We start from the raw sequence: 26,172 nt of genomic DNA on the forward strand, positions 1-26,172 counted from the left end.
GCCATGACTGATCGCCGCACCTTTCTCAAACATGCAGGCATTCTGGCTGCCAGCCTGCCCCTGGGCGCAGCCCTTGAGGCCCGGGCTGGCACAGCACCCGTGCCCGTCGTCAATCCCGATAAATGGGCGCAACTGCGACAACTATTTACCCAGGACCCGGACTACCTGCACTTCTCCAACTTCCTGATCACGTCCCATCCCAAACCCGTGCGCGAGGCCATTGAACGCCACCGGGCCGAGCTGGACCGCAACCCCGCGCTGGCCATGGACTGGGACCTGCAGCACACCTGGAAATGCGAAGCCCAGGTGCGGGACTGGGCCGGGCGCTATCTGCAAGCCAAGCCCGGGCAGATCGCACTCACCGGCAGCACCACCGAAGGCCTGGCGATGATTTATGGCGGTATTCATGTACGGCCTGACCAGGAGATTCTGACCACCGTTCATGAACACTATTCGACGCGCAACAGCCTGCAGTTCCGCATCGAGAAACAAGGCACCCAGGTGCGCAAGATCAAACTCTTCGATGACGCCCACCAGGTGTCGGTGGATGAGGTGCTTGGCTCGATTGCCAAGGGCATTCGCCCCAACACCCGCGTGCTGGGCATGACCTGGGTGCAGTCGGGCAGCGGCGTGAAGCTGCCCATCGGCGAGATCGGCAAACTGGTGGATGAGCACAACCGCGATCGCGATGAAAAGGATCGCATCCTCTACGTGGTCGACGGCGTGCACGGATTTGGTGTCGAAGACCTGGCGTTCCCGGACATGCACTGCGACTTTTTTATCGCCGGCACCCATAAATGGATGTTTGGCCCCCGAGGCACGGGGATTATTTGTGCCCGGTCCGAGGAGCTCAAGGACGTCACCCCCACCGAGCCGACCTTTTCCCAGGACACGGATTTCGCCACCACCATGACACCCGGCGGTTATCACGCTTTCGAACACCGCTGGGCCCTGGATGAAGCCTTCAAATTGCATTTGCAGCTGGGCAAGGCTCAAGTCCAGGCCCGCATCCATGAACTCAATGACTACCTCAAAAGCCGCCTGCAGGCCCACTCGTCCATCGAGCTGGTCACGCCCCGCAGCCCTGAGCTGTCAGCCGGGTTTACGTTTTTCAGGGTCAAGGGCCAGGACAGCGACAAGGTCGCCGCCTACCTGATGCACAACCGCGTCGTGGTCGATGCCGTGAATCGCGACGCCGGCCCGGTGGTGCGCAGCGCTCCCGGGCTGCTGAACAATGAAGGCGAGATTGATCGCTTCATGACCGTGCTCGAAAAGACCCTGTAACCCGCCACTTCCCTTCCCCTATAGAGACGACACATGAACAGTGCCCCGCTCCCTACCCGCCAGCCCCGTTCGTTGCGAGCGCTGCTGATGCTGTGCCTGGCGACCCTGCTCGCCAACCTGGCGCCCCTGACTGCACACGCGGCAACCGCTCCAGCCCCGGGCAAGGTGTTCAAGGACTGCAAGAATTGCCCGGAAATGGTGGTGCTGCCCGCCGGCAGCTACCTGATGGGCACGCCGGAAGACGAGATCGGCCGTGAAGGCGACGAGGGCCCGCAGCACACCGTGACGTTCGCCAAGCCCTTCGCCATGAGCCGCTTCCATGTCACCGCCGCCGAACTGGACGCCTACATCCGCGAAACCGGCGTAGTGATCAAGGACGGTGATACGCGCCCGGGCCGCCTGTGCAAGGCCAGCAAGCCCAGCTACAAACAGGGGCCGCGCCAGCCGGCGGTGTGCATCGACTACTTCGAGGTCCAGGCCTACACCGAATGGTTGTCGAAAAAAACCGGACAGAAGTACCGCATGGTCAGCGAGTCCGAACGTGAGTATGCCGCTCGCGCCGGCAGCACCGGATCATTCCCCTTCCCGTTCGATGACGAGGGCGAATACCAGATCAGCAAACATGCCAACACCTACGGCCCCAAGGATGGCTATACCTATAGCGCACCGGTAGGCAGCTACCCGCCCAACGCGTTCGGCATGTACGACATGCACGGCAACGTCTACGAGTGGGTTGCCGACTGCTGGCACCCCAACTACGAAGGGGCACCTGCCGATGGCAGCGCCTGGTTGACCGGTGGTGACTGCAACGACGCCCACATCCGTGGCAACGACTGGGGCGAAGCGCCGGTATTCTCCCGATCGGGAAACCGTAACAGCCGCGAGAAAAATGTAAGAGGTGATTTCCTGGGGTTCCGCGTCGCACGGGAACTCTGACCCTCAAAACCATGTGGTGAGGGCGCCCGCCCCTCACCACTGCGCGTGCGCCGCGCGATGCTGCCCTAAATCCCGCACCACTCCCTTCGTCTATTCGCTAAGAACCCAGCAGGCCAGAAGCCTCCAGGCTTGCCTTGCGGATCGTTCGTGCCTGCCCGTTTCGGCCCGCAATTGCCGGGCATCCCCACACACAGGAAGATTTCATGACCAGCCAACCACGCGGCGCCATCAGCGAACTGTTCGCCCTGCTCAAACCCTTCTGGCCCATTGTGACGCTCTCGATTGTGCTGGGCATGGTAGGTGGCCTCGCCATCACGACCCTGCTGGCGACCATCAACACCTCGCTGCACTCGGACGAAGGCTTGACCCAAGGCGTGGTCCTGCTGTTCGCCGGCCTGTGTGTACTGGCGCTGACCAGCTCGATCTTTTCCGATATCGGCACCAACTATGTGGGCCAGAAAATCATCGCGCGACTGCGCAAGGAGCTCGGCGAAAAAGTCCTGTCGGCGCCCATCGAACAGATCGAGCGCTACCGCAATCACCGGCTCATACCGGTACTGACCCACGACATCGACACCATCAGCGACTTCTCCTTCGCCTTTGCGCCCCTGGCCATTTCCCTGACGGTAACCCTCGGTTGCCTGGGCTACCTGGCGATGCTCTCGTGGCCAATGTTCCTGATCATGCTGATTGCCATCGTCATCGGCAGCGTTGCCCAGTACATAGCCCGGGCGCGCGGCATGAGTGGTTTCTACGCAGCACGGGAGCAGGAAGAAGAGCTGCAAAAGCACTACACCGCGATTGCTTCCGGCGCCAAGGAGTTGCGCATTCACCGCCCCCGTCGCCATCGCATGAACGTGGACGGCATCCAGGCGGCGGCCAATAGCATCTGCGACACCCAGGTACGTTCGGTCAATATTTTCATCATTGCCAAGACATTCGGCTCGATGCTGTTTTTCGTGGTCATCGGTCTCGCCCTGGCCTTGCAGGCTTACTGGCCGAGTGCCGACAAGACCGTCATGAGCGGTTTCGTCCTCGTGCTGCTGTACATGAAAGGCCCGCTTGAGCACTTGATCGGCACACTGCCCATCGTCAGCCGCGCTCAAATTGCCTTCCGGCGCATTGCCGATCTGTCGGAGCGTTTCTCTTCGCCGGAGCCACACCTGTTGCTCAGCGACGCCGAAGCACCGAAAACCGTGGTGCACAACCTTGAGCTGAATGACGTGCGCTTTGATTTCCCTCCCGTGGAAGGCAGCGAACCCTTCCGCCTGGGCCCCGTGAACCTGAACATCAAGCAAGGCGACATTATTTTTATCGTCGGCGAGAACGGTTGCGGCAAGACCACGCTGATCAAACTGTTGCTGGGGCTCTACGCACCACAACAGGGTGAGGTGCGCCTCAACGGCCACGCCATCACAGCCGAGAACCGCGACGACTATCGCCAACTGTTCACCACGATCTTCGCCGACTACTACCTGTTCGATGATCTGGTACGCGACGACCTGCACATCCCCGCCACCGCCAACCAATACCTGCAACGCCTGGAGATCGCCCACAAGGTCAGCATCAAGGACGGCGCCTTCACCACCACCGACCTCTCCACCGGCCAGCGCAAACGCCTGGCCCTGGTCAATGCCTGGCTTGAGGAACGGCCGGTGCTGGTGTTTGACGAATGGGCGGCTGACCAGGACCCGACCTTCCGCCGGATTTTCTATACCGAACTGCTGCCGGACCTCAAGCGCCTGGGCAAAACCATCATCGTCATCAGCCATGACGACCGCTATTTCGACGTCGCCGACCAACTGGTGCACATGCGCTCGGGCAAGGTCACGGCACAACAACAGGAAATTGCCGAGGTTTAATTTCCGGTTTTGCCGATGACGTGCGTCTCACTTGGTAACTGAGAAGTAATCTCACTAAGATCTCTCGATCGTTGACCCTTAAGAGCACTCCAATAATGCCTGCACATCGACTTCGCCCCCACGTCCTGGCCATGATGATTCGCCACGCGCTCACGCCAAATCTGCGCGTTTGCGCGGCTGGCCTGGCAGGGCTTCTGCCCATGCTGGTACACGCCCAGGAAATGCCCTTCAACATTCCGGCGCAGTCGTTGAGCAGTGCGTTGCAGGCTTTCGGTACCCAATCCAACCTGCAAGTGCTGTATAGCCCGCAGGACCTTGAGGGCAAGCGCAGCACCGCCGTGCATGGCAACCTGGACCCTTCTGCCGCCATCGCCACCTTGCTGCAGGGCAGCGGCGTGCATTTCCAGGTGCAAGGCTCTGCGGTGACCGTCAGTGCCTCGGCGGGCGGCGCGCTGGAACTGGGCGCGACCACCATCAATGGCCAGACACTGGGGTCGACCACTGAAAACAGCGGTTCCTACACCACCGGCGCAATGCAGACGGCCACCAAGTTACCCTTGTCCCTGCGTGAAACCCCGCAGGCGGTGACGGTGATCACTCGCCAGCGCATGGACGACCAGGGCATGCGCAGCCTCGACGATGTGGTCCAGGCGGCACCGGGCCTGCGCCTGTCCGCGGCGCGACCGGCCAACAGTGAGTTTTTCGCCCGCGGTTTCCCCATCAACAACCTGATGTTCGATGGCCTGCCCACGACCTATTCCGCCGACTGGGTCGCCACCGCCGACCTGGCCCCCTATGACCGTGTCGAAGTGGTACGCGGTGCCACGGGCATGATGCAAGGCGCCGGTGACCCTTCGGCCGCCATCAACATGGTGCGCAAGCGTCCTACCAAGGAGTTCCAGGCGAGCGTCACCGGCAGCGCCGGCAGTTGGGACAACTACCGCAGCGAGCTGGATGTGTCGGGGCCGGTCAATGACAGCGGCACCGTGCGTGGTCGCTTCGTCGGCGCCTACCAGGACAAGGACAGCTACCAGGACTACGCCGGTCGCGAGCGCGGCGTGTTCTACGGCATCACCGAATTTGACCTCAACGACAGCACCACCCTGACCGTGGGCGCGTCTGATCAGAATGACAATAACAACATCAACTGGGGCGGTTTGCCGGTGAACCCCGACGGCAGCAGCATGGGTTTCTCGCGCTCCCAGACGTTCGGCTACAACTGGTCGCACCAGGACATTGACAACAAAACCGTGTTCGCCGAAGTGGATCACCGCCTCGACAACGACTGGCGCCTGCACTTTGGCGCGTCGAAAAACTGGTCCGACTTCAAGCTGCTGGGTGCAGTACTGGAACGCAACAGCGACTACTCCTACCGGCAACGTGTGTTCAACCAGAGCCGCGACTACGACCAGTCCACCTATGACTTCTTCGCCAGTGGCCCGTTTGCGCTGTTCGGCCGCCAGCATGAACTGGTGGTGGGCGCCAGCAAGCGCCAGCTCAAGACCGAAGCCACCGGCGGCACGATCTTCTTCAACAACGTCGACATCAACAATTTCAACCCCAAGGGTCAGCCAAAACCAACCGTTCCAGACGTTTACTCCCTCAGCGAAAAGGTCAACCAGGAAGGCCTCTACGTTACGACTCGCTGGAATGTGGCCGATCCGCTGAAGGTGATTCTCGGCGCGCGCCTGGACTGGTACGACTCCAATGATGTCTACAACCAGATCAGCGACCAGTACTACACCTCGGGCAAAACCAAGGTGGTGCGTAACCTGACCCGCTATGCCGGTGTCATCTATGACCTGGACGACACCTACTCGCTCTATGCCAGCTACACCGATATCTTCCAGCCACAAAGCGAGAAGGACGAGCTCGGTGCCAGTATCAAGCCCATCACCGGCAAGAACTATGAAGTGGGTATCAAGGGCGAATACTTTGACGGTGCGTTGAACGCCAGCGCCTCGTTGTTCCAGATCGACCAGCTCAACCGCGCTGCTGAAGTGGCCGACTACAGCAGCTGCAAGGTCATACCGACCGGCAGCTACGCTTGCTATGAAGCCGCGGGCAAGGTCAGGAGCCGGGGTATCGAGCTGGAGATCAACGGTGCGCTGACGCCGAACTGGCAAGTGGGTGCCGGTTATACCTACGCCCAGGCGCTGTACGAGAAAGATGCCGACAAGAACAAGGAAGGCACCCTGTTCGACACCGACGTACCACGCCACCTGTTCAAGGCCAATACCACGTACCACCTGCAGGGTGACCTGAACAAACTGCGTATCGGTGCCAACGTCTATAGCCAAAGCGGTACCTATAACAAAGGCGTCAGCACCTTCAACGGCCAGCGTCAAAACTTCCACGTCGAGCAGGACGCCTATGCCATCGTCGGTTTGATGGCCGGCTACCAGGTCACCAAAAACCTGGACACCCAACTGAACGTCAACAACGTGTTCGACAAAAAGTACTACCAGGGCATCGCCAGCAACTCCACCTGGAGCCCGTATGACGTCTACGGTGACCCACGCAACTTCACCGTGACCGCCAAGTACACCTTCTGATAGCGGTTAAACGGCGATAAAAAAAACCGCATCCCTGGGGATGCGGTTTTTTTATGCCCACCGTAAAACCGGTGTGTCAGCCCAGGCGCTCGGCCAACGCCAGGACAATACGCTCCCGAGCGACATCGGCTTCATCAACGATAGAGCCCATGCGCAAGAAATCATGGGACATGCCCTCGAACACCTCCAGTTGCACCTGCACGCCCCCAGCCTCGAGATGCCGGGCGTAGGCCACCGCTTCATCATGCAGCGGGTCGCACTCGGCCACGATCAGCAAGGCCGGCGCCACGTGAGCGCTCACCTCGCCGAGCAGCGGCGAGAAACGCGGGTCCAGGCGGTCGGCCGGATCGTTCTGATACTGCTGGTAGAACCACTCCAGGGTGTCTTTTTCCAACAAGTGCCCAACCCCGTAGCGCTCCACCGAAGCACTGATGCGGCTGGCATCGGTCACCGGGTAAATCAGCACCTGCAGACACGGACGAGGCAGCTCCTCCTGGCCAGCGAGGCTGCTGGCAAGCACCGTCGCCAGGCTACCGCCAACGCTGTCGCCAACGACCGCCATGCGCTCAGCATCGATACCCAGTTCCCGCGCATTGAGCGCCAGCCATTGCCACGCGTCCTGGGCATCATTGAATGCCGTCGGAAACCGCCACTGCGGGGCCAGCCGGTAACCCACCGACAACACCGGCAACCCGCACTCCTGAGCCAGGTTCCAACACAGGGCGTCGTGGGAGTCGAGACTGCCCACCACATAACCCCCGCCATGCAGGTAAAGCACGGCGCCACTCAGTTGGCTAGCGTCCAGTTCGGGCGGCCGGTACAACCGGGCCTCTACACGGTGACCATCGCGGGCCGTGAAGGTACGCGACTCGATAAACGCCGGCTCATCGGCACCCGGGTCCATCAGTGCCGAGGATTGATCGAACTGGCGACGGGCTTCTTCCGGTTGCAGCTGGTGCATCGGCAGCGCTTTTCCGCTGCGGCGGCCGCTTTCCACCAACTGGAGGTAGGCGGCGAGATCAGGATTAAGGGGCATGGGCAAGGTTTCTCCAGACAGGCGCCGCCGGTGGCGGCGCCTGTCGACACAGGTCAAGGTTCAGGAAGGCTCGGCGACGATGGTCAAACCATCCAGGGCGTCTTCCAGTTCAAGCAACACCGACAGCTCCCTGGGCACCTGAAAGTGCCCGCAGGTCAGCGGGAGGCCAGGCAGGTCGGGGCAACCGATCTGCCGGGCCAGCTCACGTTGTTCATCTTCACGCCCCGCCACCCACCAGCTCAGGGGGCGCGCCGTCACTTTCGGGCAATAATCCAGCTCGCGGGACAGCCGCTTGAGGGTACGGGCGCAGGCAAATACCTGCGCCAGCTCATCCACCCCCAGGCCATGCGTGGCCGGCCGTTGGCTGAGGGCCTCACTGATCAGGGCACGCGCAAGCTGCGGGCTTTCCTGGCGGGTATCGCTGACATCCACGGCCCCCGCGTCGGGTACCGTCGCCCGCAACAGCTCGCTCAAATCATCCAGCCAATGGTCCTGCTGTTCGGCGTTGGCGGGTGACGGCACAAAACTGTCGAGCAACGCGACAAACTCGACCGTCTGCCCCTGCTGCTCAAGCTCAGCCGCCATCAGCAGACTCAAGGTGCCGCCCAAGGACCAGCCCAACAAGCGATAAGGGCCTTGGGGCTGTTTGTTCCGCAGATAGCCGACGTAGTCCCGGGCGATGGCCACCAGCGATTGATCCTGCCAGCTCGGGTCCAGCAGTTGTCGGGCCTGGATACCGATCACCGAGCACTTGCCGTTCAGACGGCGTGCGAGCGGCTCATAGTCGAATACCGTGCCGAAACCGGCATGTACACAGAACAACGCAGGCGTGGCACCGAGCTCGGCATTGAGGGCCAGCAGCGGCACGTTCTTGCCAGGCACGGCGGTGAGCTGCGCAATGCTCGGCTTCTGGATCAGGTCCCGCAGGCGCAGGGTGAAACCGAACTTCTTCAGGCTGCGGGACTTGGCCACCACTTGCATGCTGAGGATCGAATCACCCCCCAGCTCAAAGAAGTTATCCGTTACCCCGACCCGCTCCACTTTGAGAATGGTTTGCCAGATATCCGCCATGGCCTGTTCCAGCTCGTTGCGCGGTGCCACGTATTCACTGCGTGCATCCGGCATCGGCAGGGCGTTGCGGTCCAGCTTGCCATTGGGATTGAGCGGCAGCCGGTCGAGCACGATCAATTGCGCCGGAACCATGTACTCCGGCAGCGCCTGCTTCAAGCGCTCGCGCAGTTGCTCGACGATTCCTCCGCCCTCATCGCCGTTAAGCGTGACGTACCCAAACAGTTGATTGCCGCCAGGCCCCTCGCGCACCACGACGGCGGCATGCCCGACCTCTTGCATCGCATTGAGGCGGGCCTCGATCTCTCCAAGCTCGATACGGAACCCGCGGATTTTCACCTGGTTATCCAGGCGACCGAGGTAGTCGAACGTACCGCTCTCGCGCTGGCGCACCAGGTCGCCGGTGCGGTACAGGCGGCCACCCGGGGTAAACGGATCGGCCACGAAGCGCTCGGCCGTGAGCGCGGCACGGTTCAGATAGCCCCGTGCAACACCCTCCCCGCCCAGGTACAACTCCCCCGCGACACCCGCCGGCAGCGGGTTGAGGTCGATGTCGAGGACGTAGGCACTGCGCTGGCCCACACATTCGCCGATCGGCGCATAAATCGCCCCACACGCCTGGCCTTCAGCAGCCTTCCAGATCAGTGGCGTAACCACGGTTTCCGTCGGCCCGTAACCATTGATGATGTACTGCGGTTTAAGCGCCTCACGGGCCAGGGCATAACTGGCCTCTGGCACCGCGTCACCGCCAAAGCAGTAGATCCGCACCGACGGCGGGTTGCCATCGAGCCGTGCGTGTTCGGCCAACTGCAACAGGTACACCGGTGGGAACGCTGCCACAGTGACGCCGTGTTGGTGCATGGCCTCGTAGGTCTGCTCGGGGGTCCAGAGCTCGTCGTCACGCAGCAACAGGCAACCGCCGTGCGTGAGCGTCGTGAGCCAGCGCTCGTGGGCACCGTCGAAGGCGAATGACATAAACAGCAACTCGCAGTCGGCGGGACTCATTTCGTAGCGCTCGCCCACCGCACGGCAATGCATCGCCAACGGTCCATGACTGACCACCACGCCTTTGGGCTGGCCGGTAGAACCGGAGGTGTAGATCACGTAGGCGAGGTTTTCCTCGTGCACCCGATGCGCTGGCGCGGTAACAGGCCACTGGCTGCCGTCCAGGCGGTCAAGCTCCAGCACATGCAACGCCGGGCTGATTGGCAGGCTGGCGGCGAGCCGCGAATCGGTCAACAGTAAAGCGATGCCGGAGTCCTGGATCAAATAGCTCAGGCGCTCACGCGGGTAAGCGGCGTCGATAGGCACATAGGCGGCCCCCGCCTTGAGCACCGCGAGCAAAGCCACGATCATGGTTTCGCTACGAGGCAACGCCACGCCGACCCGTACTTCCGGCCCCACGCCTTCGGCGATCAGTTGATGGGCCAGTTGGTTAGCGCGGGATTCCAGCTCGGCGAACGACAGGCTTCGGTTGCCGACCTTGACCGCCGTTGCGCTGCCCTGGTGCTCGGCCCAGTACTGGATGCGTTGGTGGACCAAAGGCTGCGGCAGGTTTTGAACTGGGGTCGGGGCGTACACGGCCGGCGTGTGCAGCAGGCCGAGATTGCCGACACGCTGGTCGGCGTTCGCCGACAGTGCCAGCAGCAACGCTTCCATGTTGGCCCGGATCCCTTCCACCGCCACATCGCTGAAGCATTGGCGCAGGTACATGTACTCAATCGCCAGGTAGTCTTCCAGGGTCACCATCAGGTCCATCGGGAAGTCTGTCAGGCCCGCCCCGCCGACGTCGCCGAAACGCAGCGAATCATCCTTCCACTCCCGCAAAGTGCGATCCAGCGGTTGGTTTTCAAAGACGATGATGCTGTCGAACAAAGCCTGCCCGGAACGCCCGGCCCAACGCTGGATATCCCCCAGCGGGGTGTATTCATGGTCGCGCAGCTCCAGGTTGACCCGCTGCACAGCCTGCAGCCACTGGCCCACACGGGCTTGCGGATCGACGTCGTGGATCACCGGTAACGTGTTGATGAACAGCCCCAACATGCTCTGCGCGCCCGGCAAGGCACTCGGACGCCCGGCCACGGTAGCCCCGAAACACACACTGCGCTGGCCACTGTAACGGCTGAGCAACAACAGCCATGCGCCCTGTACCAATGTGTTCAGGGTGATGCGCTGCGCCGCGGCAAACGCCTTCAAACCCTGGGTCACCTGGGGTGTAAAGCGGCTGTACAGGGCTTTGTGCCCATGCTCGCGCTCGCCGCTGGCGAAGGCATCCGCCAGGTAAGTCGGCTCCTGGAACTCGGCCAACTGGCGACGCCAGAAGGTTTCGCTGATCACGCGGTCCTGCTGGCGCAACCAGCCAATGTAATTGCGATACGGCACCACAGGGTCCAGGGTTTGCCCGGAATATCGGGCCAACACTTCGCCCATCAACTGGGACGTGCTCCACCCGTCCAGCAGGATATGGTGATAGGTCCAGATCAGTTGATAACGGTCATCCGCCAGGCGGATCAGCACCACACGCTGCAACGGCGCTTGGTCGAGGTTGAAGCCCCGCAGGCGCTCGCCCCGTGCCATGTCCTTGATCAACCCGTCCGTGGCCGCCTCATGGCGCCAGTCGAGTTCCGTCATCGGCAGGGCAACGTCGCGCAGGACGAATTGCAGCGGCTCGTCCAGGTCTTGCCAGAGGAACCCGGTGCGCAACACGTCGTGCCTTTGCGCCACGTCGGCCCAGGCCTGGCGCAAGCGCTCTACGTGCAAGCCGTCGACCGAAACGTTGAGCTGGTTGATGTACAGCTCGTCTTCAGGATTGCTGTTCAGCCCCAGAAACAACATGCCCTGCTGCATCGGTGAAAGGCTGTACACCGCCTCGACCTGCCCATGGGGAATGGGCAAGGCCTGCACCTGCTGTTCGCTCAACCCATGCAGGGTGACCGGCTGCGCATTGACCGGGGCATGAACCGGGGTCACGTTGGCGGCCAGTTTCTCGATGGTCTGTTGCAGGAACAGATCCTTGGGCGCCATCTGCAAACCCGCCTGCCGGGCCTGACTGACCACCTGGATCGAGATGATGGAATCCCCGCCCAAGGCGAAGAAGTTATCGGTGATCCCTACCCGGGGCAGGTTCAGCACGTCTTGCCAGATATCCGCCAATTGGCGCTCAATCGCCGAACGCGGGGCAACGTAGTCAACCAACGCCTGGCTGACGTCCGGCGCTGGCAACAGGTTGCGGGCGAGCTTGCCGTTGGCCGTGACGGGCATGCCATCAAGGCTGATCAGGTGCGCAGGCACCATATAGTCCGGCAGCCCCTGGCCGAGGAAGCTTGCCAGCTCGCTGCGCAACGCATCGCCAGCCTGGGCTGAGGCACTGTTCACCGGTACAAAATAGCCAACCAGTTGCGTGCCCAAAGGCCCGCCTACCGCCAGCACCACCGCTTCGCGAACCTGCGGATGCTCCATCAACCGCGCCTCGATCTCACCCAATTCAATGCGCAGGCCACGGATTTTCACCTGGTGGTCAATTCGCCCGACGTAGTCAATGACGCCCTCCTCCCGGTAACGCGCCAGATCGCCGGTGCGGTACAAGCGGCCACCTCCCACCGGGTCGAAAGGGTCGGGTACAAAGCGCTCGGCGGTCAGGGCCGCACGTTGGTGGTAGCCCCGGGCAAGGCCAATACCCCCCAGGTACAGCTCACCGCTGACACCGCGTGCCGCCGGGTTCAGGCTCGACTCAAGAATATGGGTCTTGAGGTTATCGATCGGCCTGCCAATCGGCACGCTGACCCCGTGCTCTTCGCCGCAGGTCCAGTGGGTGACGTCGATGGCTGCTTCGGTCGGACCATAGAGGTTGTACAAGCCTGCGCCAGGCAGACGGGCACGAGTCTGCTCCGACAGAGCCTTGGACAGCGCCTCGCCGCTGCAGATTACGCGGCGGATGCCACGACAGGCTTCCACCCCCTCACACGCCATGAAGGCCTGCAACATCGAAGGCACGAAATGCAGGGTGCTGACCTGGTAACGCACAATTGCATCGCGCAGGCGTTCCGGGTCGCGGTGTTCTCCTGGCTGAGCAACGGCCAGCCGCGCGCCGGCCATCAGCGGCCAGAAGAACTCCCACACCGAGACGTCGAAACTGAAAGGGGTCTTTTGCAGCACCGTGTCATCGCCGTGCAAGGCGTAGGCCTTTTGCATCCAGTTGAGCCGATTCAGCAACGCCTCATGGGTATTGCCTGCTCCCTTTGGCCGGCCCGTAGAGCCCGAGGTGTAGATCACATAAGCCAGGTTGCCCGGTGCCAGCGACGGCTCAGGGTTACGGTCGCTGTAGCCCTCCAGCCAGTCTCCGTCCTGATCCAGGCAGACGGTTTGCACCGACTCGGGGACCGGTATTTGTTGCAGCAGCGCGCTCTGGGTCAACAGCAAGCCCACACCGCTGTCAGCCAACATATAGGCCACGCGGTCCGACGGGTAATCCGGGTCGAGGGGCACGTAGGCGCCCCCCGCCTTGAGAACCGCCAGCAAGCCGATCACCATCTCCAGGCTACGCTCCAGGGCCACACCCACCAACACTTCCGGGCCGACGCCCAGCGCCTGCAGTTTGTGCGCCAGGCGGTTGGCACGGTGGTTGAGTTGCGCGTAGCTCAGCGTTTGCTCCGCAAACAGCAATGCCGTGGCATGAGGCTGCTGGCGTGCCTGATGCTCAAACAGACGATGGACATAGCGCTCACCGGGGTAGACGGCTTCGGTGCGGTTCCAGGTTCGGACGATTTTACGGCGTTGTGCGTCGTCCAACAGCGGCAGATCTTCGACCCGTTGCGAGGGTTGCTCGATGACCGCCAGTAACACATTGCGCCAATGCTGCGCCAACTGCTCGATGGTGCCGGCGTCGAACAGTTCGCTGGCGTAGGTGAACGCTGCCGACAGGCCATCCTGATGCTCGACGGTGTCCAGCGTCAGGTCGAACTGCGTGCTGTGGGCTTGCCAGTCGAGGCCTTCGACGGTAAGCCCCGGCAATGGCTGACGGCTGCTTTTGGCATCGGTCTGGTGGTTGAACATCACTTGGAACAACGGGCTGTGGTTCAGGCTGCGCTCGGGCTGCAACACATCGACCAATTGCTCGAAGGGCAAGTCCTGATGGGCCTGGGCCTCCAGCGCTGTCTGTTTGACCTGTTGCAAGACCTGGGCAAAGCTCACCAACGGTTCGAATTCGGCCTTGAGCACCTGGGTGTTGACGAAAAAACCGATCAATCGCTCGATATCACCCCGTGTACGGTTGGCCACTGGCACGCCGACACGCACCTCGGCCTGCCCCGAGTAGCGGTGCAGCAAGGTCTGGAACGAGGCCAGCAACAGCATGAACAGCGTGACACCCTGGCGCTGGGCCAGGGCCTTCAGGTCATTGATCAACGCAGGTTCGAGGGTGACGGCCACTTGGGCGCCGGCACGACTGGGCGATGCCGGGCGCGCATGGTCGGTGGGCAACTCCAGCACAGGCTGCTCGCCGCCAAGTTTTTGCGTCCAGTACGCCAGCTGCCGGTCGCGTTCGCCGGCCTCCATCCATTGGCGTTGCCAGGCGGCGTAGTCGGCATACTGGATCGGCAACGGGGCCAGGTCCACCGCCTGGCCCTGGCTGAAGCCGGCGTAGAGTTGCACCAGTTCGTCCACCAGGATCGGTGTCGACCAACCGTCAGTCACGATGTGGTGCAGGGTCAATACCAGCACCTGCTCCTCGTCGCTCAAGTGCAGCAAGCGTGCCCGCAGCAACGCGCCGTGCTCCAGGTCGAACGGCTGCTGCACCAGGGACTGAACCCGCGCGGCCAACTGCGCCTGCCCGGCCAGGGTCTCCTTTTGCAGCACAAACTCGCCGGCCGGATGGATGACCTGCAACGGCGTATTGCCGTCCTGGGTAAACGTGGTACGCAGGGTTTCGTGGCGGCCGATCAATGCTTCGAACGCACGACGCAGCGCTTCGCTGTCCAGAGGCCCGCTCAGGCGCAAGGCCGCGCTGATGTTGTAGGCGGCGCTGGTGGGTTCCAGTTGCCAAAGAACCCACTGCCGTTGCTGTGCATAAGACACCGCAATGGGTTGGCTGCGGTCGACCGGGGTAATCGCCTGCACGCTGGCAGCACTCGCTGCCCGCCCCGCCAGTTCGGCAAAGCCGGCCAGGTCCTGGGCCTCGAACAGCCGGCGCAGCGGCACTTCCAGGCCCAGGCGCTGACGGATACGGCCGATCATCTGCGTTGCCAGAAGGGAATGGCCACCCCGCTCAAAAAAGTTATCACTCAGGCCAACTTGCTCGACCTTCAGCACCTGCGCCCAGATCTCAGCCAGCGCCACTTGCAGCGGGGTGTGCGGCGCCACATAACTCGCTTGCGGGGCACTGTTGGCGTCCAGCCGCGGCAAGGCCTTGCGGTCCAGTTTGCCATTGGGTGTCAGCGGCATCTTTTCTACAAAGGCCAGGTAGGTCGGCACCATGTAGTCCGGCAACTGCTGTTTCAGGCAGGTTTTCAGGGTTTGTCGCCAGGCATTCTGGGTGTCGTCATCGGCCTGGTGGGCGCTTGGGTCGTGGCTGACCAGATAAGCCACCAACTGCTTGCCCAACGGCCCGTCGATGTCGATGACCACCGCTTCGCGCACGTATTCATGAGCCTGCAGGCGCGATTCGATTTCGCCGAGCTCGATACGAAACCCGCGAATCTTCAACTGGTGGTCGAGACGGCCGATGTACTCAAGCACGCCCTCCTGGCGGTAGCGCACCAGGTCACCCGTGCGATAAAGACGGCCGTTACCGAACGGGTCCGGCACAAAGCGCTCGGCGGTCAGCCCGGGACGTTGCAGATACCCGCGGGCCAAGCCCTCTCCACCGATGTACAGCTCACCACTGACGCCCACCGGGACAGCATCGAAGTTGCCATCCAGCACATGGAACGTGGTGTTGCCGACAGGGCGTCCCAGCCAGACGTCGCTGCTGCGCTGCACATAGTGCACGCCCGACCAGATGGTGGTTTCCGTCGGGCCATACAGGTTCCACACATGGCCCGCCTGGGCGATCAGGCGTTCGGCCAACTCGGCAGTCAGGGCTTCGCCGCCGCTGAGGACTTTCTTGCCAGCCAGTGCCTGCGGGGGAGCGGCATCCAGCAGCATGCGCCAGGTGGAGGGGGTGGCCTGGATCACGCTGACGGCTTGCTCGTCGATCACCTTGAGCAGCGCGTGGGGGTCCTGGTTCTGCTGGTCTTGCAGCAGCACCACACAGGCCCCCCGCAGCAGCGGCAGGTACAGCTCAAGGCCTGCGATGTCGAAGGATAACGAGGTCAGGGACAGCACACGGTCGCCGGCGTCGACGCCCGGACGTTCAGCCATGGTCCAGAGGAAATTGACCAAGGCATCGTGGCGAATCGTCACGCCCTTGGGCAAACCCGTGGAGCCGGAGGTGTAGATCACATAGGCCAGGTTTGCCGGCAAAGCCAGCACCGGGAGGTTTTCTTCGCTGCAGTCACCCAACCAGCCGGGAGCCTGGTCCAGGCACAGACTGCTGACCGTGGCCGGCACCGCCAGTTGGTCCACCAGGCTGCCCTGGGTCAACAGCAGCTTCAGGCCGCTGTCGTTCATCATGTGTGCCAGGCGTTCACGAGGGTAGTTCGGGTCAAGGGGCACATAGGCACCGCCGGCCTTGAGGATCGCCAACAGGCCGACAATCATCTCCAGCCCGCGCTCCAGAGCCACGCCCACCAGCACCTCCGGGCCGACACCCATGTCGCGCAGCTTGTGCGCCAGTTGGTTGGCCTGTCGATTGAGCTGTCGGTAGGTCAGCGACTGCCCGGCAAAGGTGAGTGCACAGGCATCCGGAGTGGCTTGAACCTGCGCTTCAAACAGTTGCGGCACACAGTGTTCGCGGGGATAGGACGCCGCAGTGCGGTTCCAGTCCTCAACGATGCGCTGGCGCTCGTCGGCGCAGAGCAGCGGCAACTCGTTGATCCGCTGCGCAGGCTGTTGGCAAATGGCAGTCAACAGGTTGTGCCAGTGCCGACCGAGCTGCTCGATGGTACGGGCATCGAACAGGTCGACGGCGTAGGTCAGGGAGGCCGACAGGCCGGCAGCGTGCTCGGTGGTATCGAGGGTCAGGTCGAACTGGGTGGTATGACTTTGCCAGTCCAGCCCACTGACCGTCAGGCCCGGCAAGTTACGGCTGGCATTGGCAACCTGGGTCTGGTGGTTGAACATCACCTGGAACAACGGGCTGTGGCTCATGCTGCGCTCGGGTTGCAGCGCCTCCACCAGTTGTTCGAAGGGCAGGTCCTGATGGGACTGGGCATCCAACGCGGTTTGCCGGACCTGTTGCAGCAAGTCACTGAATCGCAGCTGCGGATCGAATTCGGCCTTCAACACCTGGGTGTTGACGAAGAAGCCGATCAGGCCTTCGGTTTCACTGCGGGCACGGTTGGCAATGGGTACGCCGACCCTGATTTCGCGCTGCCCGGAATAGCGATGCAACAGCGCCTGGAAGGACGCCAGCAGCACCATGAACAAGGTCACGCCGTGTTGCTGCGCCAGGCCCTTGAGTGATGCAAGCAACGCCACGTCCAGATCCATCGCCACGCGCGCACCGGCGCCGCTGGGCACCGTCGGGCGCATGCGGTCGGCGGGCAGTTCCAGCACCGGCTGCTCGCCTCCCAGCTTCTCCAGCCAATACGCCAATTGACGCTCACGCTCGCCGGCTTCCATCCAGTTGCGCTGCCACAGGGCATAGTCGGCGTACTGGATCGGCAACTCAGGCAGCGTGACCGCCTGGCCTTGGCAGTGGCCGGCGTAAAACTGCACCAGGTCGTTGACCAGAATCGGCATCGACCAGCCGTCAGCAACAATGTGATGCACCGTCAATACCAGCACATGGTCCTGCTCACTCACCCGCAGCAAGTTCATGCGCAGCAGCGGGCCTTGCTCCAGGTCGAACGGCTGGGCGGTCTGTGCCTGCACGTACGCTTTGATCTGCCGGTCGAGGTCGGCGCCCGCCAACGGATCGACCTGCAAAGTGAAGCCCCCCGTCGGATGCACCACCTGCACGGTCTGGTCGTCTTCCTGGCGAAAGGTGGTGCGCAGCACTTCATGGCGCTCCACCAATGCCTGGCAACTGGCGCGCAGGGCCTCCACATCCAGCACCCCTTCAAGGCGCAGCGCGGCACAAATGTTGTAGGCGCTGCTGTCCGGTGCCAGTTGCCAGAGAAACCATTGGCGCTGCTGCGCGTAGGAAAGCAAAGGAAGCTCGGCACTGGCCCTTTTGAATATCGGGGTGAGCCCATAGAGGTTGACGCCCTGTCGCTTGAGCAAGGTGGCCAGCGCCTTGCGTTCCTTGGGTGACAGTGACTCTACGGAATCGAGCAATGCTTGCACTTGAACCTCTCCTACACCAATACCGGCTCAACGCCCGGGGGCACGCGGGGGTGTTGAACACATGAAAGAGCCGGACAATGTCCGGCTCCTTGAATGCTGCAATGTGGGAGTCAGGTGTCCCTCTCCCTCCTACAAAGTCAGCTCATCAATTTCCTCTGTAGTAAGACGTTTGAGGGCCTCCAAAGATTTAGCCAATTCGCTGTGAATCGTCTGACTCTGGTCCTGCTTGCCGGCAGCCACCTTGCTGAACGCGGCCAGGGTCGGATGTTCGAACAGTTCGCGCAGGCTGACCTCGATCGATAACTGCTCGCGCACACGCACCACCACTTGCACCACCAGCAGCGAGTGGCCACCCAGTTCGAAGAAGTTGTCACCCAGGCCTGCCTGCGGCACTTTCAACACATCAGCCCAGATTGCGGCCATCTGTTGCTCCAGCTCAGTCACCGGCGCTATATAGTCCGCCTGCAACTGGCTGGCAGAGGGCTGCGGCAGTGCCTTGCGGTCCAGCTTGCCGTTGGCGGTCAACGGCAAGGCAGGCAGCATCACCCATTGCGCTGGCACCATGTAGCCCGGCAGGCTGGCACGTACATGCTCCGCCAGCGCGGTACGCAGCGCGCCCAGCACCTGCGGGCCGGCCTCGATCAGCGCCGGGTCGCGAGGCACGCAGTACGCAACCAATTGCTTGCCACCGACACCTTCGACATCCACAACCACCACGCCCAGCAGCGCCTCGTGAGCCTGCAGACGCGCCTCGATCTCTCCGAGTTCAATGCGATAGCCGCGAATCTTCACTTGGAAATCGGCTCGGCCAATGTACTCCAGCACCTCACTGCCAGGCTGTTGCCGGGCCAGGTCGCCGCTGCGGTACAAGCGCCCGCCGGGATGGATGCTGAACGGGTCAGGAACGAAACTCAGGGCGGTGCGCACCGGGTCACCCAGGTAGCCGCGCCCTACTCCCACACCAGCAATATGCAGCTCACCCGTAGCCCGTGCCGGCATCGGCTCGAGCAAATCATTCAGCACATACAAACGGTTGTGATCGGTGCGCGTGCCAATCGGCAAGTGCGTTTGCCCAGCGGGCTCCCGGACGCGGTACAGGGCCACGTCGTCGGAGCATTCCGCAGGACCATAGGCGTTGATCAACTCGATCTGCGGGTAGCGTTCCAGCCAGCGTGCTGCGAGTGCGGGCGGCATGGCTTCCCCCGTGGTCAGCAGGTAACGCAAGGCGGGCAACGCTACTGCGGGCAGCTCCAATACCGCCTGAATCATCGCGGGGACGCACTCCAGTACGCTCACGCCCGTGGTGCGTACATGCTCCAGCAACTGTTGCGGATCCTGGGCAATGGCATCCGGGATGACTTGCACCCTGGCACCGCACAAGGTGGCGGTGAGCAATTGCCACACACTGATGTCAAAACTCTGGGACGCCGTCTGGGCAATCACATCCGCCGCACTCAAGCCCAGGTAAGGAATTTTGCTCAATTGGTTATTGAGCATACCGGCCTGTTCCACCATCACGCCCTTGGGCACACCGGTGGAGCCTGAGGTGAAGATCACGTACGCCAACAGGCGCCCGGCATCCATCGGCAGTGCGCGCAAGGGGTTGGTCAGCGGCGGTTGCGCCTGCACCTGCTCCCAGACGAGCAAGGCCGGTGGCTGCTCAAGCCCCTCGAGTAATTGCTGGGCAAGGGTGTGGCACGCACTGTCGCACACCAGCACCGACGCACGGCTCAGGCCCAGTACATCCGTCAGGCGTTTCAGCGGCAGGTTCGGGTCCAGGGACAAGTAGCCCGCACCCGCCTTGAACGTACCGATCACCATGCCCAGCAACGGCAGGTCGCGTTCACCCAGCACAGCGACCAGGCCATCGGCCTCGACGCCTGCCGATTGCAGGACCCGGGCCAATTGGGTGGACTGCACGTCCAGTTGGTCATAGGTCCAGCTACGGCCCTGGCAACTGGCGGCGATACGCTGGCGGTTGTCCGCAACGGTTGCGCCGAACAACCGGGCATAGCCCTCGTTGAGTGACGCCGGCAGTTGATCGGCTTCGGACACGCCGTGGCTCAGGCCCGGCAGTTGATGGAACGGTTGATCCAGACCTTCGGCCAGCGCCAGCAACGTGGCCTGGAAATCAGCCAGCAAGGTTTCGATGGTCGCCGCGTCGAACAGACGCTGGTCATAGGACAAATGCAGGCCCAGCACTTCACCCGGGTACACCACCACCGTGATCGGGTAGTTAGTGTGGGTGCGAGAGGTCCCGGCCTGGACTTTCATGCTCGCCGCCTGCACCCCCACGCTGGATTCCACCGGCGCGTTTTCGAACACGAACAGGCTGTCGAACAGGGGTTGCCCGGCGCCGATTTCACTGCAACCCTGGACAGTCACCAACGGCAGGTGCTCATGCTCGCGCAACCCCAGGTTATGCTCGAACAGTGACTGCAACCACGCCCTGGCACTCTGCGTGGACTCCGCTCCCGGCACGGCTACGCGCAGTGGAATACTGTTGATGAACAGCCCTACTGTCGCCTGCATTTCCGGGAACTCGATGGGCCGCCCCGCCACGGTGATGCCAAACAGTACGTCCCGTTCGCCGCTGTAACGTTGCAACAGCATCGCCCAGGCACCTTGCACCAAAGTATTGACCGTCAATTGCGCGCTCTGCGCCTTCTGAGCCAATGCGGCACTCTGCTCGCGGCTGAAGTAGACGATCCGGTCGTCCACCGTCGCCTCGCCTTGTTCACGGTTGACGGTGTGGTCGAACGGCAACGGCGTCGGCCGCTCAAAGCCACGCAGGTTGTCCGTCCAGAATTGCTTGGAAGCACCCTGATCCCACCCTTCGAGCAAGGCAATAAAATCACGGTAGCGCGAAGGCACCGGCAGTTGCACCGGCACGCCCTTGAGCAGCCCGTCATAGATTTTGAAGAACTCATCCACAATGCCCATTCGGCACCAGGCGTCCAACAGCACGTGGTGGTTGCTGAAGACAAAACCGAAGCGCTCCGGCGCCAGCTGGATCAGGCGCAGGCGGAACGGTACTTCCCTGGCCAGATCAAAGCCCTGGTGCAATTCCTCCGCCAGCTCGACAGCCAGTTTGCTTTCGTAATCGGCACTGTCGACGTGCTGCCAATCGTAGAAACGAATGGCCGGCTCCGGTCGCCTGTGAACGATCTGCACCATGCGTTCGCTGACATCCCAACAGAATGAGGTACGCAGCACTTCGTGACGTCCGACGACGAGCTTCCAGGCCTGCATAAAGGCCGGCACGTCAATGCCGTGCTCCACCAGGTAGCAGTACTGCATCATGTAAATGCCCGAACCGGGCTCCAGCAAGGTGTGCAATAACAGGCCTTCCTGCATCGGCGACAGCGGGTAAATGTCCTCGATGTCCCGCGCAGCCACCGGCAGGCGGTCCAGTTGCTGCTGGGTCAGGCCGGCCAGCGGGAAGTCCCCCGGCGTGACACCTTGGCTGGTCTCGTCAAGGCAGTGTTCGATCACTTCCTTGAGTGCCTGTTCGTAGGCACTGGCCAGGCGCTGCACCGTGTCCTCGCGGAACATCTCGCGGCTGAAGGTCCAGTCCAGGGTCAGCTCGCCGTCATACACCTGGCCATTGATGCTCAGCCAGTTACCCAGCGGCGCATCGTCGCTCTGACGCTTGCCGGTGCCTTCGCTCGCCGGTACGAACAGCGCGCCCTGCTCCCGGGCGAAACTGCCGTCGAACTGCCCGAGGTAATTGAACGTCACCCGGGCTTCGGGCAGCGCACGCAGTTGAGCGGCAAACGCCTCGGCACCGAGGTAACGCAGCACGCCGTAGCCGATCCCCTTGTTGGGCACCTGCCACAGTTGCTGCTTGATGTGTTTGATGCTCTCGCCAACCGAGGCCTGGGGTGTGAGCTTGACCGGGAACAAACTGGTGAACCAACCGACGGTGCGGCTCAGGTCGATGTCGTCGAACAGGTCTTCGCGACCATGACCTTCCAGGGCAATGCTCACCGCCGGCTGCCCGCTCCACTGGCACAGCACGCGGGCCAGGGCAGTCAACAACAAGTCGTTGACCTGGGTCCGATACGCCACGGGCGCCAGCTTGAGGAGTTTGTGGGTCAGGTCCTTGTCCAGGCGTGAAGAGACGTTGGCGGCCTGACGATTGGTCAGCGCACCGTCGACGAAGTCACACGGCAACGCCGCGCTCCCCTGATCCAGCGCGTTGAGCCAATAATCACGTTCAGCCGCCAGGGCTTCCTCGCCGGCATAGCGCTGCAGATTCGCGGCCCACAGTTTGAGCGAACTGGTCTTGGCGTCCAGGGTGATGGCGACGCCCTGGTCAGCCTGTCGATAGGCGGTTTGCAGGTCCTCCAGCAGCACGCGCCAGGAAACACCGTCCACCACCAGATGGTGAATCACCAGCAGCACACGTTGCTGGCCGTCCGGCAGATCGAACAGCACCGCGCGCACCAACGGGCCCTCGTTCAGGTCGAGGCTGCCTTGGGCTTCATCGGCTGCATTGGGCAGGTGCGCAAGGTCATCCAGGGTGTTTTGCCAAAGGATAGGCTGAGGCGCACGGGCCCGGAGTTCCGCACGCCATTGGCCTTGCTGTTCGCTGAAACTCATGCGCAACGCGTCATGGGCCTGCACCAGCGCTTGCAATGCGGTTTCCAGGGCAGCCGGGGCCAGGCGTTCGGCGGGGGTCAGCAGCACTGACTGGTTCCAGCGCTGCCGCTGATCGACAGGCGTCTGGAAAAACCGCGCCTGAATCGGCAACAACGGGACCCTGCCATTTGCTTCCTGCACCGGCTGTGGTGCCGTGGTGCGAGGTTTTTCCTCAACCCGTTTGGCCACTTGCGCCAACAGACCAACGGTCTGCTTTTCGAACAGTTGCTTAGGGGTGATCTTGATGCCCTGGCGTTTGGCCCGGGCAATGATTTGCAGGCTGAGGATTGAATCGCCGCCCAACGCGAAGAAGTTATCCGTGGTGCCCACCTGCTCAAGCTTGAGCACATCGGCCCACACACTCGCGAGCTTCTCTTCAATCTCGCCCACCGGTGCCACGTACTCGCGACTGACCACTTCAGGCTGGGGCAAGGCACGCTTGTCGAGCTTGCCATTGAGGGTCAGCGGCAAGCGCTCGAGCAGCAGGATATGGGCCGGGACCATGTAGTCCGGCAAGCGTGCCTGCAACTGCGGGGCCAGTGTTGCAGCATTGATGTCGGGGGCCGCCACGCAGTAAGCCACCAGTTGCAGACGGCTCGGATCACTTTCCAGGGCTTGCGCCAGGACCACCGCATCCTGCACACCCTCGAGGGTGCGTAACAGCTCGGCGATTTCCCCAGGCTCAACCCGGTAACCGCGAATTTTGACTTGCTCATCGGCACGGCCCAAAAACTCCACCCGGCCCTGTTCGACACGTGCCCGGTCGCCTGCCCGATACAGGCGCTCGCCGTGACGCGCCTGCGGGTCTGGCACAAAACGCTCGGCGGTCAGTGCCGCACGGCCCAGGTAACCCTGGGCAACGCCCTGCCCGCCCAGGTACAACTCACCCGCCACCCGTTCAGGCACGGGGTTCAACCCACTATCCAGCACCCGCACCCGGCTGTTGGCCAGCGGCCGGCCCACCGGCACGGTGCGATAACCCTCGAGGTTTTCCAGCACTTCATGACTGAGAATCCCCACGGTGGTTTCCGTTGGCCCGTAATGGTTGACCACGCGGCAATCCGGATGCAGTTGACGCACCTTGTCGACCAATGACCAAGGGCACGCCTCGCCACCGACAATCAGCAGGCGCCGAGGCAGCACAGCACCCGCGTCGGCGGCCTGCAGCAGCCCCTGCAAGTGACTGGGCACAATTTTCAGCACATCCACCTGATGCTCGTTCATGTAGCTGGCAAAACTGTCCGGGTCGAAAGCATGGTCCTTGGTCAGCAGGTGCAACAGCCGGCCGCTGGCCAGTGCGCCAAACAGCATGGTGTGACCCAAATCCGCCGCCACGGTCGATGCCATGGCCATGCTCGCCCCCGCCGGTACCTGCAAGCGCTCCAGGACACCTTGCACATAGTTGGCCAGCATTTGGTGGCTGAGTACCACGCCCTTGGGTTGGCCGGTGGAGCCCGAGGTGTAGATCACATAGGCGGTGTGCTGCGGCAATACGTCGCGGCTCACGGCCGCTTCATTGCAGTGACTCCAGGTAGCCGGTTCGAAGGCCAATACCGGGCAGGCGTCCAGTTGCGCCAACCGCTCATCGCCAGAAGGACGAATCAGCAAGGCCGCAGCGCTGTCGACCAATAGCGTTTGCAGGCGTTCGGTTGGCTGGGCGCCGTCCAGCGGCAAGAAGGCCGCACCGGTTTTCAGCACCGCAAGAATGCTGATGACCCACTCAACGGAGCGCTCCTGGCACAAGGCAACCAGGCTGCCGGCGCCGATCTGCTGCTGACGCAGGTAAGCCGCCAACTGGTTCGACTGGCGCTCCAGCTGCGGGTAAGTGAGCATTTGGTTGCCACACCGCACCGCTGGCGTGTCACCCGCCATTTCCAGCGATTGCTGCCACAGGCTGAGAAAATCGGTGTGCGCAAACGCGAGCACGTCACCTTCCAGGGAAGCCGGGGCGGCGGGTGGATGGTCGAGCAAGCGACTGTCCGGGGCCTGTGCCAATTGCTGCAGCAACTGCTGCAATGACTGGGCGATACGCGCAATGGTCGGCGCTTCGAACAAGTCTGTAGCGTAGGTGAACCAGGCCTCGATACCGTTCGGGCTATCGCTGAAGTCAAACGCCAGGTCAAAACGTGCGTCAGCACCGCTCAAGGGGAACTCTTCGACGCTCAACCCGCTCAGCGTCTTGCGCGCGCCTGCGCTGCTGGCTTCGCCCGCGACGTTTTGGTTGAGCTTGAACTGGAACAGCGGGTTGTGGCTCAGGTTGCGCTCCGGCGCCAGGGCATCCACCAGTTGCTCGAATGGCAATTCCTGATGGGATTGTGCGCCCCCCACCACGTGTTTTACCTGCTCAAGCAGCGCCTGGAAGGTGGTGTATTCATCGACCTGAACCCGCATGACCTGGGTGTTGATGAAGAAGCCGATCAGCCCCTCCAGGTCCTTGCGATTGCGCCCGGCGTTCGGCACGCCGATGCGGATATCTGACTGCCCGCTGTAACGCGACAGCACCACGGCCAATGCCGAGAGCATCAGCATGAACAGGGTCTGGCCGTTTTTCTGCGCCAGCGCCTTGAGGCTTGCCGACAAGGCCGGCGCAATATCCGCCCGCAGCACCGCGCCCTTGTAGCTGGCCTGGGCTGGACGCGGATGGTCCAGAGGCAACTCAAGCACCGGTTGCTCACTGCCCAGTTGCTGTTGCCAATACTGCAACTGACGCTCGCCCTCGCCCGCTTCCAGCCAGGCGCGCTGCCAGATGGCGTAGTCGGCGTATTGGATCGGCAACGGCGGCAGGTTTATCGCCTGCCCGGTCACCAGGCTGTCATAGCACTGCACGAAGGTCTCGACCATCAGTTCGCTGGACCAGCCGTCACTGACGATATGGTGCATGCACACCGTCAACACATGCTCGTGCGCCTCCAGGCGGAACAGTTTGACCCGCAGCAGCGGGTCGTTGAGCAGATCGAACGGCCGGCTCAGCTCCTGCTTGACCAGGGTGTCGAGCGTTGCACGGTCGTCCACAGCTTCGTGTTCCAGGACAACGCTTGGGTGTTCGAGGATCTCCTGGTAAAACTCGCCGTCCTGAGAGACCAGGCGCGTCCGCAGGGTTTCGTGGCGCTGCACCAGTTGGCTTAACGCCTGGTTCAACGCGTCGAGGCTCAGCTCGCCCTTGAGGCTCACGGCCATCGGGATGTTGTAGAAGGAGCTGTCGGGTTCCAGTTGCCACAGGAACATCATGCGCTGTTGCGCATACGACAGCGGGATGCGTGCCACGTCATGACGGGTAGCCGCAATCGGCAACAGCTTGAAGCTCTGGCCGGTGGCCTGCATTTTTTCCAGGATCTGGCGGCGCTGCTCCAGTGGCAGGCCAACGAAGCGCTTGGCAATCCGTTCAGCTGTAGTCTTATCCATG

At 62.4% G+C, this 26,172-nt stretch carries 7 protein-coding genes; 4 read left to right on the forward strand and 3 right to left on the reverse strand.

Annotated features, from left to right (window positions below; translation table 11 throughout):
* Positions 1–3: 3 nt before the first annotated feature.
* The 4 genes from pvdN (at position 4) to SNL23_RS02405 (ending at position 6,637) form a co-directional block, all read left to right on the forward strand.
* A complete protein-coding gene (pvdN, locus tag SNL23_RS02390; protein WP_167663056.1) occupies positions 4–1,284 on the forward strand; it encodes a pyoverdine-tailoring periplasmic protein PvdN in 1,281 nt (426 codons plus the stop codon).
* An 87-nt stretch (positions 1,285–1,371) separates the two neighbouring features.
* The gene (gene pvdO / locus SNL23_RS02395; RefSeq protein WP_076014346.1) at positions 1,372–2,220 is read left to right on the forward strand and encodes a dihydropyoverdine dehydrogenase; all 849 of its coding nucleotides are present in this window, start codon (positions 1,372–1,374) and stop codon (positions 2,218–2,220) included.
* Between the two features lie 203 nt (positions 2,221–2,423).
* Positions 2,424–4,082, forward strand: coding sequence for a cyclic peptide export ABC transporter (locus tag SNL23_RS02400; protein WP_318301506.1), 1,659 nt, complete (start codon positions 2,424–2,426; stop codon positions 4,080–4,082).
* A gap of 95 nt (positions 4,083–4,177) precedes the next feature.
* Positions 4,178–6,637, forward strand: a complete 2,460-nt coding sequence (locus tag SNL23_RS02405; RefSeq protein ID WP_318301507.1) for a TonB-dependent siderophore receptor — start codon at positions 4,178–4,180, stop codon at positions 6,635–6,637.
* Between the two features lie 76 nt (positions 6,638–6,713).
* Here the strand turns inward: SNL23_RS02405 and SNL23_RS02410 are convergent, their stop codons facing one another.
* The 3 genes from SNL23_RS02410 to SNL23_RS02420 form a co-directional block, all read right to left on the reverse strand.
* Positions 6,714–7,673, reverse strand: a complete 960-nt coding sequence (locus SNL23_RS02410) for an alpha/beta hydrolase (protein WP_076014288.1) — start codon at positions 7,671–7,673, stop codon at positions 6,714–6,716.
* Positions 7,674–7,733: 60 nt separating this feature from the next.
* Positions 7,734–18,116 (reverse strand): amino acid adenylation domain-containing protein, encoded by a 10,383-nt coding sequence (locus SNL23_RS02415; RefSeq protein ID WP_412104142.1) that lies wholly within the window; start codon positions 18,114–18,116, stop codon positions 7,734–7,736.
* 138 nt (positions 18,117–18,254) lie between these two features.
* Positions 18,255–26,171, reverse strand: coding sequence for a non-ribosomal peptide synthetase (locus SNL23_RS02420; protein ID WP_318301509.1), 7,917 nt, complete (start codon positions 26,169–26,171; stop codon positions 18,255–18,257).
* Between the last annotated feature and the right edge of the window lies 1 nt (position 26,172).

Source organism: Pseudomonas sp. SED1, assembly GCF_034044025.1.
GTDB lineage: Bacteria > Pseudomonadota > Gammaproteobacteria > Pseudomonadales > Pseudomonadaceae > Aquipseudomonas.

Bases quoted from the DNA above. Each gene is read 5' to 3' on its own strand.
- pvdN (WP_167663056.1), top strand. From the start codon at position 4: ATGACTGATCGCCGCACCTTTCTCAAACATGCAGGCATTCTGGCTGCC.
- pvdO (WP_076014346.1), top strand. From the start codon at position 1,372: ATGCTGTGCCTGGCGACCCTGCTCGCCAACCTGGCGCCCCTGACTGCA.
- SNL23_RS02400 (WP_318301506.1), top strand. From the start codon at position 2,424: ATGACCAGCCAACCACGCGGCGCCATCAGCGAACTGTTCGCCCTGCTC.
- SNL23_RS02405 (WP_318301507.1), top strand. From the start codon at position 4,178: ATGCCTGCACATCGACTTCGCCCCCACGTCCTGGCCATGATGATTCGC.
- SNL23_RS02410 (WP_076014288.1), bottom strand. From the start codon at position 7,673: ATGCCCCTTAATCCTGATCTCGCCGCCTACCTCCAGTTGGTGGAAAGC.
- SNL23_RS02420 (WP_318301509.1), bottom strand. From the start codon at position 26,171: ATGGATAAGACTACAGCTGAACGGATTGCCAAGCGCTTCGTTGGCCTG.